This is a genomic window from Roseburia sp. OF03-24, assembly GCF_003463035.1.
Classification (GTDB): domain Bacteria; phylum Bacillota; class Clostridia; order Lachnospirales; family Lachnospiraceae; genus Roseburia; species Roseburia rectibacter.
This window is the reverse complement of sequence record NZ_QSCK01000016.1, coordinates 13,947-32,080: the sequence shown is the minus strand read 5'-3', so window position 1 is coordinate 32,080 and position 18,134 is coordinate 13,947. Positions and strand designations below refer to the sequence as shown.

The following is an 18,134-nucleotide window of genomic DNA, read 5'->3' as shown; positions in this document are numbered from 1 at the left end:
AATCCTCCCTTGTTTTCTTTATCCGTTTCGGATCTTGTAACTGTATCCTACCACATCACACATTCTTTGGTAAAAATCTTCACAATCTGCACTTTTTTCGCATAAACTGTTTTACATGTTGGAAGTTTTAGACAAAAGAAATGCCATTGTTTTATGCATTGTGCATAAAACATGGCATTTACTATCATCTTAAATACAATTCTAAATTATTTTCCGATCAGTACTTTCTTTCCCTCAAAAGCAAATCCGTAGTGTCTGATCTTTTCTTTTTGGATTCCTGCTGCAGTCAGTCCGGCGTCATAATTTTTTTCCCTGATCTGTTTTAAAGCGGACTGCACCGTATCTTCTAATGATTCTTCTTCATCTGCCTCATGGACTTTAAATTCCATTACGATCGCATCGTTTTTCCGGTCATGAGGAACCAGCATGATATCATATCTGCCGTAACCGCTTTCCCTGTTTGACCGCACATCATAGGAATCCCGCAGTTTCACCAAAAGTCCCAGTACAAATCCATGATAAAAACGCTCTGGCTGTGCTCTTTTCGATGGATGATTTCCGGTATCAAAACTGCTGAAAGTTGTGAGTGCAATATCATTCATATAAATATTCATCTCTTTTAAGTTCCCTTTTAATAATGCCTCTATGAACTCATTATAATTCGACATGGAATCATCAAACCATCCTTTAAACATGTTCGAAAACATACTGTAAGTTTCCAGATTCGTGATACGAAGATGATACCACGGCTCTAACAGCATACCTCGGTATTCCACCTCTTCTGCTTTCATTCAGATACGCATGCTGCATATATGTTTCTTCAATAATATTTTTTATTTTTCGTACGGCATCCTCATAATTTGTCTGTTTCACATCCGCAAAACTTAAAAAGATGACCGGATAAAATCAGACTTATCTACAAAAAAATAATTGCCTTCCCGCAATGCTGCAAAATTCTGTTTTCCAATACTGATATGCGGTAACATATCTTTCATTCCCCCAGTTCAGTTTTAAAATTATATTCTCTTTTCCAATTATAAAAAACCGGACTCTTTTCTTCAAGGGATATCTGTCTTAAACAATGTTACAATTCACAGTTTAGTTCTGATGTCCTGCTGACAATGCTCCATCTACCGGAATGGCTGCACAGACTACTTTCATTCCGTTTTCACCAAAAATTTCTGCAATTGACTCCCCAATACCTCTGCTTGCACCTGTTACAATTGCTACTTTTCCTTCTACACTTGAAAAATTCACTTTACTCAAATCCTTCCTTTTGATGCTATTTATGCCGACACCCTGTGTTCTTCTTTTAACCATTCTACTTCGTCATAAATTGTATCAGCAAATGGTCTTGTCTGATACCCCAGTTCTTTCTTTGCCTTGCTACTATCATATGCATTATTTCGTACTAAGTTGTATAGCATTAATTCTGTTATCAATGGGGCCTTGTTTGTTAGTCTTCCAATTGTCTCACTTACTTTTACAATAATCCTTGTTAATGGCATTGGAAGAATTATTTTCGTCATTTTCACACCACTTGCATGACTGATATAAGCAAACATATCTTTCATCCAAACCACATCATTGCCCAATATATAGCCTTCTCCAATTCTCCCCTTATCTACCGCAGCAATTGTTCCTGCAGCCAAATCTCTTACATCTACTGAATTGAATGACCCCGGAAATCCTACCTTATTTCCCCCATTACAATACTGTTCAATAAAAGTCGATACCGGTCCACCAGCGTAATCATTTGGTCCACATATACCTGTAGGATATACTACGCACGCCTTTAATCCTTTTTCTTTTACTGCATCAAATACTAACTGTGTTGCCATAGCTTTTGTTTTTCCGTAATATCCAACTATTTTATCCAGGTCAAATTTTTCCGGTTCTCTCATAAATTCCCCGTGCGGAAGCTCTGCCACGGTTCCTGTCGAACTTACATATACAAGTTTTTCCACGTTTTTTTCCAAACAAAAATCAATAATATTTTGGGTTCCCTCAACATTAACCCGATATACCAGTTCACTGGGTTCTTCCTTTAAATACACAATACTTGCACAGTGAATACAAACAAGTTGTTCCTTTTCCACATCAAAAAAATTTTCCAAAGAAGTCTTATCTGTCAAGTCACCATACACGATTTCTACTCCTTCCGGAATGTGCTTGACAGCCTTATCCCCCTTCAACACGAGTCCTCGCACCCGGCATCCTTTTTCAACTAACTGCCTGGCAATATTATTCCCAAGAAAACCAGCCGCACCTGTCAATAAATAGATTCTGCTATCCTCCATCCTGATATTCCTCCTTCTTTTCCTGTTCTTTGCATACCTTAACAAAGGAAGATAAACGCAGTATAAACTTTTTCAAATTAATTTTAAAAATATAGTGACAGTGGTTCCCTTTCCCAATGTACTTTCCACCCATATGGTTCCCCCGCTAAGCTCCACAATGCGTTTAACTATTGGCAATCCCATACCAAATCCACTGGTTTCGTGGGACGCATCCCCCTGATAATAACGTTCAAACAAATGCTGCTTTGTCTGCTCATCCATCCCCTGCCCCTCATCTCTCACAGTAATCCATAGATCATCCTGTGTTACCTTTCCTTCTACAAAGACAAGGTTTCCTTCTGATGAATATTTTCTGGCATTGTCCAATAAATTTACCCAGACCTCTTTCATTAATTCCTCATTGCCATAGAATTTCATTTCTGGCAGCTCAGCTTCAAGCTGAATATTTTTTTCTTCAAAAGATGGCATCAGTAATATCGCGCAGTCACGGATTTGAGAATCAAGCCGGAACTCTTCTTTTTTCCGAAGTACTTCCATATGATCCAGTTTTGATAACAACAGCGTATTTTGCGATAACTGTGCCAGTCTCCCAGCTTCCTCCGCCATTACATTCAGATATTCTTTTTCCTCTTCTCTTGTAATTTCATTATGCTGCAGATATTCTGCCATTCCCTTTATTGAGTGAATCGGTGTCTTAAATTCATGCGAAAAATCCTTCATAAATTGTTTCTGCTGCTCATCTGCATTTTTTAATTCTCTTACCATCTGGTTAAAATTCTCATATATGACTTTATATTCACCAGAATTTTCTATGGGAATCTCCACATCTAACTTTCCGTTTGCCACATCTTCCATTCCATTTAAAAGTTTTTCCATCCTGTGGTACAGCATAACTGAAATTATCGCAATCACGATTCCACATAAAGATCCCATAATCTGATAAATTGCCACACTCCAGGCAAACACATTATCACCTGCATGACCGTAATAATAAAACCTGATTGCCATCGTAAGCAGGTACGATACAACGGAAAAAAAAGTAACAATAAAAGCTAATACGATTGCCCAGCGAATGGTTCCTATTTTCTTGTTTCTTTTTGCCCCGTTACTCATTCAGTTTCCCTCTATAACCCAATCCACGAATCGTAACAATTTCAAATTCATTCCAGTCTGCAAATTTCTTTCTCAATCGGTTGATATGTGTTCTTACTGTTGTCTCATCTGAATTTGAATCATATCCCCAGATATCATCCAGAATCTGGGATACCGTAAAAATTTTATTTGGATATGAAAGCAGTTTAAACAGTAATTCAAATTCCTTTTTCGGCAATGTTATCTTCTCTTCCCCTCTGACTACCATGTTGAAATCCTCACTGATTACCACATCTCCAATAATAATCTGTTTTTCATTGCTTATCTTTGCCCTCCGGAGCAATGCCCTGATCCGCCACTGTAATTCCTCATAGTTCACGGGTTTCGTCATATAATCATCAATTCCAATAGCAAATCCCATTTTTTTGTCCTGCCATTCTTTTTTTGCTGTTAAAAGAAGAACCGGTGTGTTCTTATCCATCATCCGAAACTGCTCCACAAATTCATAGCCATTCATTTTTGGCATCATAACATCTGCAATGATCAGATCTACTGACTGATGCTTTAACAGTTCCATTGCCTCCATTCCATCCGATGCTTCTACTACCTGATATTCGTTTCTCAAATGCAGTTTTGTCACCAGTCTTGCGCTGCTGTCATCTTCAATAATTAATACCTTCACCATATATTTCTCCTGTAAAGCAAAACTTGGCATCAGAAATATCTGATACCAAGTCTCCCATTCCGTTATTTTGTCATTTACAATGAATATCTTCCTGAATCTAACACTTCTCTTCTTCCATCGGGTAAAATCACCTCTGCATGCGTATTTGACGGGATTTCAAACTCATATGTGACTTTGTCCCCATCATATTTCCAGCCGCTTTCAATTCTGCCATATGGCGACTGATAGGAAGCCTTCGCATAGCCAAGGACTTTATCGGGATGCGGACAGATTCTGATTTTTCCATCTGAAACCTGTATTCCGCATACGGCATCCAGGATCCATCCACATATTGCGCCATAAGAATAATGGTTTAACGATGCCTTTACCTCGCCCTTTTCATTAATACCATCCCATGTTTCCCAGATCGTTGTAGCTCCTTTTTTCACCTCATAAAGCCAGCCCGGTCTTGTATCCTGCAGCAACAGCTTATATGCAGTATCCTCATATCCGTAATCACACAGTACCCTTGTCAGATTCGGGGTAGATAAAAATCCGGTATTTAAATGATATCCACATTTTTTTACCAGTTCATTCAGATCGGCTGCTGCCTGCCTTGCTTCATCCCCATCTAAAAGTCCAAACGCAAGTGCCCTCACATAATCAGCCTGTCTGTCTGAAGAGATCTTTCCATCCTCTGTTGCTATAAAACGCCATGCCTTCTTTGCCATCTCTGCGGTTTTACTGTAATAAGCAGCGTCATCTTCTTTTCCGAGAATCGCTGCGATCTCTGCTAACATCCGCCCTGAGTATGCAAAAAATGCTGTGGCAACTTTGCCCTGTGGTGTGCGCATAGCGGAAGTACTTTCCACATCAGGCTCACACCACTCACCATAATCAACTCCTGTTTCTATCGTATATCTGCGGTATGGATTTCTCTTAAATCTTTTTACAGGGTTCACTGGACGCTTTTTTGCACGCTCTTCGAGAAATACATACCATTTCTTCATCATCTCATAATTTTCGGATAAAATCCTTGCATCACCATACCGCCTGTACATCTCATATGGAACAATGATACATGCGTCCCCCCATCCTACGGAACCGGCAAGAAGCCCCGAGAAAAAAGATGACTTGTTATTCTTTGGTGCAATATTTGCAATTTTTCCATCATCAAACTGCGATGTTCTGCACTCTGCAAGCCATTTTCGCATTACCGGATAGGCATCCATAAGATACAGTCCTGTATGGGCAAATACTCCCATATCCCCAGTCCAGGCTGCCCGTTCTCTTGTAGGACAATCGGTAGGAACATCACAAAAGTTGGATTTCTGGCTCCAGATACTGTTTTGCACCAATCTGTTAATATCGTCATTTCCACACTCAAAAATTGTCAGTGTATCCATCTTTGAATATACTGCAATTGCAGTAAATGATGCATCTGAGAGGTCAATCACTGTATCAGCCTTTGCATATCTGAACCCCCATATAGAGAACTTTGTCTTATAGTGATTTTCTCCCTCTGCACATGTATACACAACCTGCTGTTTCGTGCCACCTTCTTTATGACGTTTTCTGTCCTGAAAATTTTCCTGCGTGAAATTACCATTTTCGTCTAAAGTCTCTCCATGTGTCAGGACAATTGTATCTCCTTCATGGGCATTCAGTGTAAACTCCACATATCCTGCAAGATTCTGTCCAAAATCTATAACCGTCTCTCCATTTGGCGTCGTTATAATCTTTCCCTTAAAATACTCCATTTCACATACAGGAACACAATCAGAACATATCAACTGATCAAAAGAAAAATCCTCCACCTTTACCTCATGGTACTCTGACACCTCAGCCAGTCTTGCATCCACAATTTCCCCCTGCTGCATATCATTTTGACGTATGGCACCATTTTGTGAAGCCTCCCATGTTTCATCCGAAACACATACAGCCCTGCCATCTGCCTCAAGCTGAAACAGCAGGGCAATATCTGTACCATAAATATTCCTGTCTCCATCTACTCCAGAGACACTTCTGTACCAGCCATCACCAAGAATCACTTCTACTTCATTTCTGCCCTCACATAAAAGTCCTGACACATTATAGGTCTGGTATGCAAGTCTCTTATCATAATTATAGCTGCCTGGTGCAAGCACAAAATCCCCTGCTCTTTTTCCGTTAATCCAGACTTCATATAAACCATGGGCAGTTACATACAATCTTACACTTTTATTTAGGATTTTTTCATCACATTGAAAATGTGTTCTCAGATAGCTGGCTGGCTTATGTGCCTCCGGATTACATTCAGACTCTGGATTGATCCATTTTGCCATCCAGTCAGACTTATCTAACAACCCCATTTCAAAAAAGGCTTCCTCACTCCACTCACCAGCTTCATCCCTTTCGTCCCATAGTCGTATTTTCCAGGATATACGCTGTCTGCTTTTCAGCTCCAACGGACAATACGTATGCATACTGTCCGACTTTACCCGGCTACTGTCCCAAACCACACAATTTTCATCCATAGCCACGATCTCATATGCGGTCTGTCTCCTGCCATCTGCACAATTCCATGACAGATATGGCTCCTTTATATCAATTCCTATGGGATTTATCATATGTTCTGTTCTTAAATTAATTGCTCGCATAATTTTTCCTCATGTATATTTAAACAGTTCCAATATGTTCATTCAAAAATTTTGCAGATGCCTCAAATGATTTTATCGGCGACTTATCTATCCAATTTTTGTGACTTTCCAGCACGACCGCCTCCACTCCTGACGACAACGCCTGCCCACATAAGGCTTCAAGATTCATGTTACCATATCCAAGTTCACAGCTGTCTGACTTAAGAATCGGTGTCATTACAGGCTTTGTAAGCTTTGTTCCTCTGTCATTAATGTGGTACAGCTTCATTCTGCTGCCCAGCATTTTCATAACATCCAGTGCGCACACACCAGCCTCTGTCGGCCAGTAAGAGTCAAACTCAAAACCTACATATTCTGGATCTGTATTTGAGATAATATATTCATACGCATTCTGTCTGCCATCCACTTTTTGAAATTCGTAATTATGATTGTGATATAAGAGATTTATACCCTCTGCTTTCAGTTTTTTTCCAGCTTCATTGAGCCTTTTACACAGGTCTGTAACCTGCGTCTTATCGCGATAATCAAAGCGGTACATTCCTGTAATAACAACATTGGTGGTATTGTATTTTTCTGCTTCCCTCACTGTCTTGGCAAGTTCTTTTTCTATACCACCTAAATCCTTATGCAGACTGACAACAGAAAGTCCTGCCTCCTTCACCAGCTTTGCCCAGTCAAGATTGCCTCCTTTTCCTGTAGGCATGCCCGCAGCCATCGTGAGCATCCGCACCATAAATGGGGTAGGATTAACCATAAAGCTGTTTAGTTCGATTCCATTATATCCGGCATTTACCATCGCCTGCAGTGTCTCTTTTGCCTTTGCTTCACTGCCTGTCACTGTTCCAAGCATAATCTGTTGTACTGCTTTGATCGCCATGAATTTTCTCCTTGTTTTTCTTATCTTACAAATTTTCTACAAACTGAAGTTTTCCTTCCGTAATTCCATTTTCATTAAATGTATCCACTCTTACATAGTAAGATTCTCCGTCAACAAGAGCTCCTATTCTCTTTTTCGTATCATATGTGAGATAGCTGTGATACAGCTTATCTGGTTTAAGTCCCCAGAGAATATTGTATCCTGTCGTCCCATCCGCTTCATCCTTCTCCTGTGAATCAATCACAATCTCCATGTCTATTCCGGAAATTCTTGCTGCTTCATATGATGCCTGTTCCGGCAAACTGCCTGCACCTTTACCGAACACTCTGAGTCCACTGATACAAGGCTTTTGACCGTAAGGCACTTTCATATCAGACAATCTTATGTAACGAACCTCCATACCATTCTCATATACTAAGAAATCATGGCTTAAATCCGTATCTGCTTTTGTCTTATCTTCTAATACAAAGAATTTTTCACCATCCACAGATCCCTCTAAAAGATACCGCGTAACAAGATCTGCTTCCTCAATATATCTCGCCTGAGTCGTCCCTCTTATCTGGCCGGGAACTGGAATATGGATTTCATCATCCGCAAAATTAATCTGGATCGCATGCACATCCATAGCTTTTCCCAAATCCATCATCAGCCATTCTTTCCGGTCGGATGACGAAGCCTGCCACCAGTTTTGCGCATTTTCATTCGCTGCAAGCTGTGGTGCATGCCCATCCGTACATGATGATGCTGACATTTCTTTCTTATATGATAACAGCATCCAGGGTGGATTTTCCCATATATCCTGTTCTTTCCCGTCAGACACGCCAATCGGCCAGTCCCCATACCTCTGATTACAGCACAACTCACCTTCCTCATCATATGCAGCCTTCCAGATGCCGACTCTTCTCTCAAAATCATGGTTTACGCTGATCCGCATTGTAGCCGCATGCCACAGATTCCCCTTATAATCCTCCATCGTAGAACCATGACCGGCACCTGGCATAAATCCACCCGGATGATAGGAATATGGATTGTTTTTTGCCGGTGTGAATGGTCCTAATGGCTTGTCTGAGACATATACTCCATCTCCGTATGTATTATATTGTGTACCTGCAAAGGCATACTGCAGATAATATCTGCCGTCATGTTTATCCATCCAGGCACCCTCAATATAAGGTTTATCTGTGAACATTCCCCTGATCATCGGGATATACATTTGCGGGATCTGCTCCACAGGTGTCCCCTGGGATTTCATGAAATTGTCAAAACAGGCGTCCACCTCTTCCTTTGAGCGTGGCAGCTTACCGTTATCATCACCAATCCGCTCATATCCATATTTATAAGGATCGGCATATATCAGTTCTTTTTTCTCTCCCTTTGGATTCATGGTCTGTGGGTCTAACTCCACTCCCCACATAGGGGTCTCATTTGAACAGCCCCAGTAAAAATAAACCTTTCCATCATCATCCACAAACAGATTCGGATCCCAGAAATCAAAGGTTCCCTCTATCTTCTCATATGGTCCGTTTAAGATATCTTTTGTGCGGTACCTGTCGCATTTTTCCCCTTTTTTTGAGGCACAGAAATATACATATTCCCCCATCACACGCACATCCGGCGCATAATCATACAACGGAAGTTCTGATGGCAGTTTATGATTTTCCCATTTTACCAGATCATCCGAAACCCATACACCAAGAGTCATGGATGCAAATATGTAATATCTGCCTTTAAACGTTATCATGGATGGGTCTGCTGCTTCGCGGCAGACAGCAATTCCGTTTTTCCTCTGATCCGCATTGAACTGATATCTGTAATTTATATTTACCGGATTACAATAATACTTCATTTATTTTCACTCCATATATTTTCCAAGTTATAGTTGTCCCAGAAAATAGAGACTCTTTTTCGGCATACGCTTCATGGTGGATCTGTCTACTGCTATCAGTCCGAATTTCATTGAAAAGCCCTTTTGCCACTCAAAATTGTCCAGCAGCGACCAGTGGCAATAGCCTATCACCGGTATATGATCCGCAATACATGCTTCCACTCCCTTTGCTGCCTCATCAATAAATGCAACCCTTCTGGTATCGTCCTCTGTTGCTATGCCATTCTCTGTGACCATGATCGGCATATTTTTCTTCCCAGCTTTTGTATACTCCTCATGCACTCTTCTGATCACATGTTCCAATGCCTGTGGATAAAATTCATACTCCATCTGTGTAATCTCTGCCCCCTCAGGCACAGGACATATTCCATCTGGTCCAATAAGGCTTCTGGTATAATTCTGAAGTCCAAAAAAATCATCATCCTTTATATAGGGAAGATAATGTGTAAATTCCTCCTCCCACTCATGCTTTGCAGCTGCATCTCCACCATCAACAGCCTGAATATCATGAAGTGACAATGACAATCCTATCAAAAGTTCTGGATGAACCTTTTTCATCGCATCTCTTGCAGCCTGATGCGCACGCATTACAAGGATATCTCCTTCTGGTGTTCTTGCACTGACAAAGATCTGCGGTTTTTTTGTTCCAAAAACTTTTTTGTTTTCAAATCCCTGCCAGAACATATTTTTCAGCATTTTATTAAAATTCATGCCAACCTGAGCGGTGCCTTCCATGTTCTTATCTTTTTTACTCTTTTTTCCTTCCCTGCGCTTCGCCATCATCTGACGCTTATAACGCTCTGCGATCGCAGCTACCTGAAGTCCCATATTTGCTTCATTGATTGTGATGACATAATGCATGAGGTCTCCAAGTTTTTCTGCCAGATATGCACAGTATCTTACAAAATACTTTACGGTTGACTCACTTTCCCATCCGCCTTTTTGTATCAGCCATACTGGTGATGTAAAATGCATCATGGTAACAACCGGTTCTATTCCATGATTCCTGCAGCATTTGAGCACCTTTCTGTAGTGCTCTGTTTCTGCTTCATCAAATTTTCCCTCTTCCGGCTCTATACGTGCCCACTCTATGGAAAACCGATAAGTATTCAGCCCAGCCTCTGCCATCAGACGGATATCCTCCTCATAACGGTTATAATGGTCAACTGCGTTTAAAGATGGCTCATTAAAGTTCGTATGCTTTAAGTGCTCCATTGCCCAGTAATCACTGTTTGTATTGCTGCCCTCTACCTGGTGCGCCGCAGTTGACGCACCAATCATAAATTTGTCTGGAAATCTGCTCATTTCATCTGACCTCACTTCACTGCTCTCTCTCAATTAACTACCATAATTTTCCATTTAAAGAACCTTATTTCTTTGGAATCTTTCCAAGTGCTGCTGCAAGCATCTTCGCCTGCTCTCCATCTGCATCGATTCCTCCCTGTGCCAGAAGTTTCTTTAACGGCTGTCTTGCAATCATAGCCATCATTGTCTCTGGTATCTTTACATTCTTACCCATACCTCCAGCCACTGAACCCTGCATCTGCTTCATCATCTGCGCAAGAAGTGCCGCTCCCGCCGGTACAGCCTGAATCTCTGCCATCGTGCTGTTTAACGAGAGATATCCGCCTTCTTCCTTTTCAGACTCTTCCTGTGGTTCTTCAAACCAGTTACAAACCTTTGTGGCATCCATAAAATACGCCGGATTTGGTTCACTGACCTTTTGGATCGTCATTTCATCGCTTAATGCCTCATGATCTGTACAGACAGCTTTTATCGTATGCTCTCCACAGATTGGAACCTCAAATTTAAATATATGCTCACCTTCCTGCTCCCCAAAGAGTTTTCCATCCACATAGAGGGCTATCCTTTTCTGGTTAGAGTAAACCTTAATCTCTGTGACCGTTTCTATACGGTCTGCATATCTTCTTCCGCAAAGATGAACGAACGGTTCATCGCTCCACCATGCCTTGTAAATATAGTAAGCATCCTTTTTCTCTTTTCTGTCAAAGGTGATAAGTCCCTTGTGATTTTTACCAGGGTCGCCCGCCTCATCTCGTCCTGCAGCAGCAAATTCAAACATATTCCATACATAGGTGCCCCACAGGTATGGTCTTTGGGAAATCATCTCAAGCATATGCTCATGGTACACTGCCATATAGCTTTCTGTATAATCACCTTTTTGCGGCTTTGGTGACTGCAATTTAATTACCGAATCAGCACCATACTCTGTCAGTCCGATCACTGTATCCGGATGTTCTTTGTGGAACTGGTCAAAAAATGCATCATTGTCTTCCATCTCCCCCACATACCATCCATAGTAGAGATTATAGCCTCTGATATCCGGGAGACTTACAAGCGGACTGTCTGTCTCAAGCATAAACAGATTTGCCATTGCAGATACGCGGCTCTGATCCATTCTGTGAATCATATCGTTTAATATTCTATGATTTTCTAACAGATCCTCCGTTACCCCCTGTAAAGATATTTCATTTGAGATAGCCCAGCAAATAATAGACGCATGATTATAGTTCTGGACAATCAGTTCTTTCATCTGTGAGATCGTGTTTTCTCTTCCACCATCCATATGTACTGTGATATACGGTATCTCAGCCCATGCCACAATTCCTTTTTCATCGCACAGATCATAAAAATACTGGTCATGCTGATAATGTGCAAGCCGGACTGAATTAGCTCCCACTGACAATATCAGCTCCATATCTTCCTCATGCATCTCTTTTGTAAGTGCATTTCCAACGCCCATCCTGTCTTGATGGCGTGATACTCCCCTGAGCGGATAGCTCTCTCCATTCAGGAAAAATCCTTTTTCAGGGTCAAAGTAATAGTTCCGGCATCCAAATTTTGTGGTAACTTCATCAATTATATCACCGTTTTTCTTAAGTTCTGCTGCCGCTGTATATAAAAATGGATCTTTTAATCCATTCCACAGATGAGGATTATCAATGATAAGCGTTCCTGTATAATGTCTGATTCCACAAAGTGCGTCCTCATCATAAATTGTCTGTGTGTCATCTTCCGGGATATAAAGTGTTACACTCTGCGAACCAGAATCTCCATTTACCAAAACACTGATCTCATCTGCATCACCACATACATATGCATCAAATCTGACCTCTGCGCTGCCATCCTCTTTCACTTCTGGTGTCACATAAAAACCTTTTCCACCATAATAATCAAGGTCAAAATGGTTCTTTGGCACAGTGATAAGCCTCACATCCCTGTATAAGCCGCCATAAAATGTAAAATCTGCTTTCTGTGGATATACGTGGTCATTTGGGGAATTATCCACCTTGATTTCAAGCTCATTTTCATCCATAAGTCCATCTGTCAGATTTACATGATATGTAGAATAGCCTCCGTCATGTGACGCAAGCTCCTTCCCATTCAGGCTTACCTTTGATGATGAATTTGCTCCGGTTATTTCAAGATATAACTGCTCTCCATCCTTAAGTTCCGGTTTTGCAAATTTCTTTGTGTAAATGCACTCTCCTCTGTAATAATCGGATGCGCTCTGTCCATCTGCTGCATTCCAGGTATGCGGAAGAGTCACTTTTTCGGTGACTCCCTCCTTTTCAAATATATAATTATCATTAAATAAATTTATTTTTCTCATACTTACACATACTCCTTTATTACTTTTTCTTTCATCTCATTCTTCTTTGCCTCTATCCTCTTTTGTACCTGAACCATTTCCTCTTTTGTAAGTTTACAGTTTTTCATAGCTATAAGTGTCACAATCCATCCAAGAATTGGCATCCCAAAGTATATTATCATTGTCACCACAAAAATAGGGGTTGTAAGCGGCTCGTTCGGCTGTGGCATAGTATTTGTATATCCGATAATCGCCACGGCACCGGTTGCAATGAGTGCTGCTAAGGAAGAGATCAGTTTATCAATGAAACTGTAAGTACCTGTAACAACGGCTGGTACATATCTTCCACTTCTGTCAAGCTCATAGTCAATGATATCTGCCATAAATGATACATCCGCTGTGGTAACACACATTTTCGCTCCGTTCAGCACAAGAGTGAGTATGACATAAGCTATCATTGTAAATCCAAATGTTGAGATTGTGCCCGGATCAATTACGATAAAGAATACAAGTGATATTACTGCAACTGCCATACATATCTTTGTCCATGTCACAATCGCATTTTTGCTGCCATATTTTCCTGCATATCTGGCTCCAAAGCCGGCAAATACGATTGAAGGAAGCATGCTTATCACAGAAAGCATTGTGGCAAGACTCATATTTCCAATAATAATACCAAAAAGCATTGTTGTAATCACTGCCTGTGATGCTGTCTGCTGTGCAATTTTATCAGATGCCTGAGCGACAATGTATGCCTGTAATGGTTTATTTTCCTTTAATACATCAAGCATATCCTTTACTTTAAGTGGCTCCTGTTTCTTAATTCCCAGATAATATTCCGGCTTGTCATATTCTGAAATTCCTATGCATACAAGCACAATGCCTGCTGCTGCCACAATCATGCTTACTCTCACTGCAGCTGACAAGAACTCCTGATTATATGTCCCTCCAAATTTCGGAAGTAATACCATGTTAAGTATAACCGTCATTATCATAGGAACAAGATAGTTAAATGCTGTCTGCCATACTCCGATTGTAGGACGCTGTTTCGGATCATTTGTCATAATTGCCGGTAATGTCTGCGCTGTCATATTTGTAATTGTATAACCAATAACGTAAATTACATATAACAACGTAAACACAACGATTCCATGGCCCTTTGATGAGAACACATCAAACATGGCAAGAAGTGCAATTGCTTCAATAACAAATCCTCCCAAAAGCAGTACCCTTAATCTTCCAAATTTCGTGTCCACCTTGTCATATATAATTGCTAAAACAGGGTCTGTCACACCATCAAAAATACGTGTACATGTCAGAATAATTCCTATGACAGCTGTTGAAATTCCATATCCAACACTTGCACTATAGCTTGCCATACCAATTAAAGAATAAACCGTCATTCCAACCATTGCATTACATGAGTACAAAATAATCTGCCATAATTTTGCACGACGGTATTGCACACCGTCAATTTCACTTTGCGTTAATTTCTTTTCCTTCCTCATAAAAAAACCTCCCTGGTATCTTTTTGTTAAATATGTTTTGATCTGTATTTACATTAACATATGATCCATGATATAGTTAGAGTAAATTTGATATAAATAGTATTATTTTGATATTTGTATAAAAATCACAGTCTGCCGCCCGCAGCGGTATCTGATAACATATACATGACGGGGGATATCTAATGAATGAGAAAATTTTCATGGGATTTGTAGCAAATATACTGGGCATCAGAATCTGCAGTATTGCAAATGATAATGCCTCTCTTGATTCATTTGAACAGCAAAATTGCTTTGAAAAAACGCTTCAGCCGATGTACACCGCAGAATATCTGCATTATCTGCTGGAAAATGCAAAAAAAGAAGTATTTTATGAGATTACAGACTATCTGAATACAAATCTGATTCTATTTTGTTTTGATAATACCTGTTACCTGCTGGGTCCCTATGTAAAAAATACTTTTTCATCACTGGAAATGCAGGAATTATTAGCATCCCACAAACTACCTGCAAGCATTCTGCTGCCACTGAAGCTATACTATGATCAGTTTCCACAGCTCAGCTATTCCATGATCCACGGTACCGTACTTGCTGCCATGCGTACCTTTATCCCAAATACACCTGAATTTTCTTACAGAAAGCTGACCGGATTCCATGAGGATCTCAAGACAGATAAGCTGATTTTAGAATCCAATAATACCTATTATCAAATCATAGACAGATATGAAACGGAGAATTATTTTCTCAGAAAAATATCAGATGGGGATATAGACGGTGTCCGTATGGCTTTTGAGAGTATAGCAAGCAATTACTATGCCAACACCTCCCAATCACAGCGTTCTCTATATTCTACCGACTGGAATGGTTTTGCCATCCTTAGAACTCTTGCCAGAAAAGCCGCTGAGGCCGGTGGCTGCCCTGTGGTAAAAATAGATGAAATAGCACAAGAAAGTATCCAGAAATTTGCCTCCGCAAGAACCGGATCTGAACTGGATAAGATTCAAAAAGATATGCTGATCAGACTGACCCAGGCTGTTCATGATACAAAGCATATGTCACAATACTCTCCCGTTATCCGAAATGTACTAAACTACATCTCCATCAACTATTCACAGGACATTTCCCTGCACGAATTATCGGATACAAATCATGTAAGCGAAGAACACCTGTCCCGTCTGTTTAAAAAAGAAATGGGTATCACCCTGACCGCATATATAGCAGATTTACGCACAAAAAAAGCTGCCGAACTCTTAAAGACCTCCATGCTTTCTGTTGCGGAAATTGCAATGTATGTAGGATATCCTGACAGCAATTACTTCGTGAAAGTATTTAAAAAGCGATATGGGATGACACCATCCGCATATCGCTCGTACTAGCTTTTATTTTTCATATAAAAATTCTTCTGGCAGTGTAACATGAAAGTCTTTCGCAAGATGACGGAAATTATCCGGTGTGATGGTCTGCAGCTTATCCGGTCTCATGGAAAGCATTTTTACCAGAATCTCCGCGGATTTTTCTGCGGTGTGCATCAGACCAAACGTCAGGTCAAAATCTTCCCCGGCCGCAAACATACCATGATGTGCCCAGACCGCAAGATCATATTTTTTCATCAGTTCACTGGTTGCAACTGCGATCTCCCTGCCGCCCGGTACCATCCACGGAACTACGCCAATGCCTGCCGGGAATACGACCGGACATTCGGTTGCCATCTCCCAGAGTTCTCTCGTAAACACTTTATCTTCCAGCGGCAGAACAAACGTCAGCGCAATGATGTTCGTGGTGTGCGCATGGTATACGACACGGTACTTCGGGTTCTGTATCTTCTTCACTTCCAGATTCATCAGATGGCTTGGCAGTTCTGATGTCGGTCTACCTCCGTTTACCAGTCCCCATACGATGCGGTAATTTTCGCCTTTTTCATCCAGTTCGATCATACAGATGGAATCTTCCGGTTTAATGATGACGTTGCGGAAATATTTGCCGCTTCCGGTCACAAGAAAATATTCTCCCGCCAGATTTGGAACGGATGTCCCGATCGGCTGCCACTTCTTTGCCTCAAAGTTTTCTTTTACGGATTCTATTTCCTCCGGTTTGACACGATAGGACAGATTTCCGCCATTTCTCTCATGCCATCCCTGCTCCCATCCGTCGTTCGCCATACGGATAAATCCTTTTACAAATTCTGCATCTATAAATTTCATGTTCGTTTCCCTCTTCTCTGTAATTTTCAGGTATTCACAAATCCCCGTCTAATTTGCTATATGCTATTTTTTCAGCTATGCTCTCTTTACTAACACTTCGCGCTCATATTTTTCAATCTCATCATAGAAATGAAGATCATCACACACGCCTTCCCTACGACAGTATTCTTCCCAGACTTCTCCGATCGGGAGCATTTTCACAGCCTCATTCATCACCATGAGTTTCCCCATCTGATTGGTATCCTGAAGTTCCTTTAACATCTCATTCGGTGTGCACAGAGCCATCAGAAGTGCTTTCTGCCAGCTGCGGAAACCGGTTGCAAGTGCTGACACACGGTTAATGCTTGCATCAAAGTAATCTAATGCCATGTAAACACGGTCTAATGCGTGATCTCTTACGATCTCTTTTGCCATCTCTTTTGTCTCATCATCCAAAATCAGCACATGGTCGGAATCCCAGCGCACACCCCTTGTAATGTGAAGTGCAAATTCTGGGTAAAAACAGAGCATTGCCGGGATCTTATCGGACACATACTCTAACGGATGATAATGTCCGTTGTCCATAAGCGGCATACATCCATCGTGCAGTGCCGCAAAGCTCAGCGTAAACTCCGCAGAACCTACCGTATAAGACTCCACACCTATTCCAAACACTTTTGATTCCACACACGGTTTTACAAGATTTTTATCATACGGCTCTGAGAGGATCTGCTCGATCGAATCCTTATAGCGGAGACGCGGTCCCATACGGTCTGCCGGAACATCCTTAAATCCATCACCGGTCCAGATGTTCATCACACACGGCATTCCGGTCTCTTTCGCAAAATATTCCGAAATACGGATACATGCTTTTCCGTGGTTGATCCAGAACTTTCTCGTCTCCTCGTCCGGGCTTGATAAGGTCAATCCGTCCTTTACTTTTTCATGGGAGAAAAATGTAGGATTGAAGTCAATTCCCATGTTGTGTTTCTTTGCAAATTCTACCCATTTTGCAAAATGCTTTGGCTCTAAGGCATCGCGGTCTGCAAATTCTCCCGATCCAAAAATCGCATAAGATGCATGGATATTCAGCTTTGCCGTTCCAGGCATCAGTTTCATTGCCTCTTCCATATCTACCATGAGCTGTTCCGGTGTCTTCGCACGTCCCATATAATTTCCGGTTGTCTGGATTCCTCCGGTCAGTCCTCCGTCATTATCAAACCCGATCACATCATCAAGCTGCCAGCAGTGCAGTGATACCGGAACCTTTTTCAGTGTCTCAATCGCAAGTTCTGTATCGACCCCCAGTGCTGCGTATTTTTCTTTTGCTGCTTCGTAACCTGTCATATAAATCTCCTTTCCTGTCCGTTTTCCAATAA

General features: G+C 41.1%; 14 protein-coding genes. 1 reads left to right on the top strand and 13 read right to left on the bottom strand.

What is annotated here, in order from left to right; all coding sequences use genetic code 11:
- Positions 1-206: 206 nt before the first annotated feature.
- The 11 genes from DXA60_RS09765 to DXA60_RS09715 form a co-directional block, all read right to left on the bottom strand.
- Entirely contained in the window at positions 207-791 is a 585-nt protein-coding gene (locus DXA60_RS09765) for a PD-(D/E)XK nuclease domain-containing protein (protein ID WP_117921063.1), read from the bottom strand.
- A gap of 307 nt (positions 792-1,098) precedes the next feature.
- Positions 1,099-1,257: an SDR family NAD(P)-dependent oxidoreductase gene (locus tag DXA60_RS09760; RefSeq protein ID WP_241071014.1), complete on the bottom strand. Its 159-nt coding sequence runs from the start codon at positions 1,255-1,257 to the stop codon at positions 1,099-1,101.
- 29 nt (positions 1,258-1,286) lie between these two features.
- Positions 1,287-2,300, bottom strand: a complete 1,014-nt coding sequence (locus tag DXA60_RS09755; protein ID WP_117921061.1) for an NAD-dependent epimerase/dehydratase family protein — start codon at positions 2,298-2,300, stop codon at positions 1,287-1,289.
- A gap of 72 nt (positions 2,301-2,372) precedes the next feature.
- The gene (locus DXA60_RS09750; protein WP_117921060.1) at positions 2,373-3,413 is read right to left on the bottom strand and encodes a HAMP domain-containing sensor histidine kinase; all 1,041 of its coding nucleotides are present in this window, start codon (positions 3,411-3,413) and stop codon (positions 2,373-2,375) included.
- A complete protein-coding gene (locus DXA60_RS09745) occupies positions 3,406-4,077 on the bottom strand; it encodes a response regulator transcription factor (RefSeq protein WP_117921059.1) in 672 nt (223 codons plus the stop codon). Before DXA60_RS09745 ends, DXA60_RS09750 begins: the two co-directional genes overlap by 8 nt.
- A gap of 74 nt (positions 4,078-4,151) precedes the next feature.
- A complete protein-coding gene (locus tag DXA60_RS09740) occupies positions 4,152-6,695 on the bottom strand; it encodes a family 78 glycoside hydrolase catalytic domain (RefSeq protein ID WP_117921058.1) in 2,544 nt (847 codons plus the stop codon).
- 19 nt (positions 6,696-6,714) lie between these two features.
- Complete coding sequence (locus DXA60_RS09735) at positions 6,715-7,572, bottom strand: sugar phosphate isomerase/epimerase family protein (protein WP_117921057.1); 858 nt, start codon at positions 7,570-7,572, stop codon at positions 6,715-6,717.
- A gap of 25 nt (positions 7,573-7,597) precedes the next feature.
- Positions 7,598-9,418 carry a family 43 glycosylhydrolase gene (locus DXA60_RS09730; protein WP_117921056.1) on the bottom strand — a complete coding sequence of 607 codons (1,821 nt, stop codon included), beginning with the start codon at positions 9,416-9,418 and terminating at the stop codon, positions 7,598-7,600.
- Between the two features lie 27 nt (positions 9,419-9,445).
- A complete protein-coding gene (locus DXA60_RS09725; protein WP_117921055.1) occupies positions 9,446-10,762 on the bottom strand; it encodes a glycoside hydrolase family 1 protein in 1,317 nt (438 codons plus the stop codon).
- Positions 10,763-10,826: 64 nt separating this feature from the next.
- Positions 10,827-13,091 (bottom strand): glycoside hydrolase family 2 protein, encoded by a 2,265-nt coding sequence (locus tag DXA60_RS09720; protein ID WP_117921054.1) that lies wholly within the window; start codon positions 13,089-13,091, stop codon positions 10,827-10,829.
- Positions 13,092-13,093: 2 nt separating this feature from the next.
- On the bottom strand, positions 13,094-14,578 hold the full coding sequence (locus tag DXA60_RS09715; RefSeq protein ID WP_117921053.1) for an MFS transporter: 1,485 nt from the start codon (positions 14,576-14,578) through the stop codon (positions 13,094-13,096).
- Positions 14,579-14,760: 182 nt separating this feature from the next.
- Between DXA60_RS09715 and DXA60_RS09710 the strand changes: the two genes are divergently transcribed.
- Positions 14,761-15,951 (top strand): helix-turn-helix transcriptional regulator, encoded by a 1,191-nt coding sequence (locus tag DXA60_RS09710; RefSeq protein WP_117921052.1) that lies wholly within the window; start codon positions 14,761-14,763, stop codon positions 15,949-15,951.
- A gap of 3 nt (positions 15,952-15,954) precedes the next feature.
- Here the strand turns inward: DXA60_RS09710 and rhaD are convergent, their stop codons facing one another.
- Positions 15,955-16,776 (bottom strand): rhamnulose-1-phosphate aldolase, encoded by an 822-nt coding sequence (rhaD, locus tag DXA60_RS09705; RefSeq protein WP_117921051.1) that lies wholly within the window; start codon positions 16,774-16,776, stop codon positions 15,955-15,957.
- A 75-nt stretch (positions 16,777-16,851) separates the two neighbouring features.
- On the bottom strand, positions 16,852-18,102 hold the full coding sequence (locus tag DXA60_RS09700; protein WP_117921050.1) for an L-rhamnose isomerase: 1,251 nt from the start codon (positions 18,100-18,102) through the stop codon (positions 16,852-16,854).
- Positions 18,103-18,134 lie beyond the last annotated feature (32 nt).